The sequence below is a fragment of the Jatrophihabitans sp. genome (assembly GCF_036389215.1).
In the GTDB taxonomy this organism is placed as follows: domain Bacteria; phylum Actinomycetota; class Actinomycetes; order Mycobacteriales; family Jatrophihabitantaceae; genus Jatrophihabitans_A.
Map to the genome: position 1 here is coordinate 1 of NZ_DASVQG010000317.1, position 2,682 is coordinate 2,682.

General features: G+C 70.2%; 2 protein-coding genes. Both read right to left on the reverse strand.

Translation table 11 applies throughout. The features are described 5' to 3' along the window. Positions 1–201: hypothetical protein (locus VF542_RS18030; RefSeq protein WP_408653083.1), on the reverse strand; the 201-nt coding region annotated here is incomplete at its 3' end. Continuing rightward, positions 198–2,682: non-ribosomal peptide synthetase (locus VF542_RS18035; RefSeq protein ID WP_408653084.1), on the reverse strand; the 2,485-nt coding region annotated here is incomplete at its 5' end. The genes VF542_RS18030 and VF542_RS18035, both read right to left, overlap by 4 nt.

The window sequence follows — 2,682 nt, forward strand, 5'->3', positions numbered from 1 at the left end:
CGGCAGGTGATACGTCGCCGACCCCGGATCCCACTGATACAGAAACCACAAACCCAACTGCTGCCACGACAACGGCAACAACCCATCCCGACCAACCGCAACCACCCCACCACCACCAACCAACTCCGCACGCCGGCGGCGGATGAGCAGTTCGCGCAGCTCCTGTCGCCGGTCCTGCGTCGAGGTGGGGGTTGCCGTCATTCGATGCCGCCACTGGTCAGGCCGCGTTCGGCCGGGTTCGCCCCGTCACCGGCAGCGCCGACACCCTCGGCGAGCATCCGCTCGATCTCCTCCTCCGACATCAGGTCCAGCTGGGCGTCGATGCTGCTGAGGTCGGCTTCGCCGAGCGCGTGCTCAGCGGCCAACCGGTCGATCTCGGCGGCCAGATCGCCGAGCACGGGCGACAGGAACACCTGCCCGACCGCGATCTCGACCCCGAAGATCCCGCGGATCCGCGAGATCAGCTGCATCACCATCAGCGAGCTGCCGCCCTGGGTGAAGAAGTTGTCCTCGGGCCGGATGGCGGTCTCAGGACTCAGCAGGCCGGTCCAGATGCCGGCGAGGGTCCGCTCAGTGGCGGTCGGCACGGTGGCCGGCTTGGGGTTGGGTGCCGGCAGCCGGCTGCGGTCGAGCTTGCCGTTGGAGCTGAGTGGAAGCGTGTCCAGCACGGTGATGGTGGCCGGGATCATGTGCAGCGGCAACTGGTTGGCGAGGTGGCCGCGCAACGCCGCGTCGGTCGGTGCCGGTGCGCCGGCGGTGAGGTAGGCGGCGAGGAACGGCGGCCGGCCGTTGCCCGGATCGATGAGGTTCACCGCGGCCGCGGTGACGGCGGGGTGCCGGGTGAGCGCATGCTCGATCTCGCCGAGTTCGATGCGCTGGCCGTGCAGCTTGACCTGGTGGTCGGTGCGGCCGTGGTATTCCAGGGTGCCGTCAGGCCGCCACCGGGCAAGGTCGCCGGTGTCGTACATCCGGGCGCCGGGCGCTGCGAACGGACAGGGTGTGAACCGCTCGGCAGTCAACGCGGGGCGCCGGAGGTAACCGGTGGCCAGGCCTACCCCGGCCAGATGCAGGTGCCCGGTGACGCCGATCGGAACCGGCCGCTGCGAGGAGTCCAGAACGTAGGCCTGCATGTTGGTGATCGGCCGGCCGATGACGACGGTGGGCCCGTCCGTGGCCGCACAGGTCCAGGCCGTGACGTCGATGCTGGCTTCGGTGGGTCCGTACAGGTTGTGCAGTCGCACGCCGGGCAGCCGGCGCAGCGCCCGGTCGCGAACGTCGGCGGGCAGCGCCTCACCGGAGCAGAAGAGGTGCCGCAGCGCGGGCAACTCCGCGAGATCCGGTTGGTCGAGGAACGTGCTGAGCACCGACGGGACGAAGTGGCTGATGCTGATCTGCTGCTCGGCGAGGACAGTGGCCAGATAGCCCGGATCGCGGTGGCCGCCAGGCGCGGCCAGCACCAGCCGGGAGCCGGTGAGCAGCGGCCAGAAGAATTCCCAGACCGACACGTCGAAGGTGTAGGGGGTCTTCTGCAACACCCGGTCCCGGCTGTCGATGGGGTGCCGGGCCTGCATCCAGCCCAGCCGGTTGATCAGGCCGGCGTGGCTGTTCAGCACACCCTTGGGAGTTCCGGTGGAGCCCGAGGTGTAGATCAGGTAGGCCGGGTCGCCGCCGTCGAGCACGGGCAGGGTGTCCGCGCCGGACACCCGGGCGTACTGGTCGGAGCAGCCCTCGTCGGGATCGCTGGTATGCGGTCGGTCCGGTTGCACCAGCTCGATCCGGGGCACCCTCGCGGGCGGCCTGGGGCCGGTACCGGGCTGCGAGAGCAGCGCCACCGCGCCGGCGTCGCTCAGTTGGAAGTCCGACCTCGCCACCGGCTGGTCTGGGTCCAACGGCAGGTAGGCGGCACCCGCCTTCAACACCGCAAGCAGGCCCACCACCAGCTCCAGCGACCGGTACGCGCAGACCGCCACCACCTGGCCGCGACGCACCCCGGCCGCGGCAAGCCGCACCGCCAGCCGCGATGCCGCGGCATCGAGCTGCGCGTAGGACAGCCAGGCCCCGTCGCACCAGACCGCGCACGCCCCGGCAGCCGCTCGGGCGGTGGCCTCGACCTGGGCAACCACCGAACTGCCCGTCCACGGCAGCGGTGTCGGCGGCTGGGCCGGATGCTGGTTGAAGCCGTAACGGACCTGGTCACGTTCAGGCCCTGACATCAGCTCGATGTCGGCGAGGCGCTGCCGGGGGCCGGCGATCATCGAGGCCAGCACGTTGCGGAAGTGCTCGATCATCGAGCCCACCCGCCAGTGGTCGAACAGCTCGGCGGAGTACTCGACCCAGATCGCCATCGAGCCGTCGGCCTGCGGGGCCACCTCGACCCGGAGGTCGAACCGGGCGCCACTCTGGTCCACCGAGACCGGTTCCAGCCGGATGCCGGGCAGCGCCACCTCACCACCGGCCACCTGCGCCGGGACCAGGGAGAGGGCGGTTTGGAAGAGGGGGTTCTGGCCTGGGGTGCGGGGTGGTTGGAGGGTGTCGACGAGGAGGGTGAAGGGGGTGTCTTGGTGTTGCAGGGCGTGCAGGATGGTGGTGTGGCAGTGCTGGATGTGGGCGGTGGTGGTGTGGTTGTCGTTGAGTTGGGTGCGTAGTACGACGGTGTTGGCGAGGTAGCCGATCAGGGGTTCG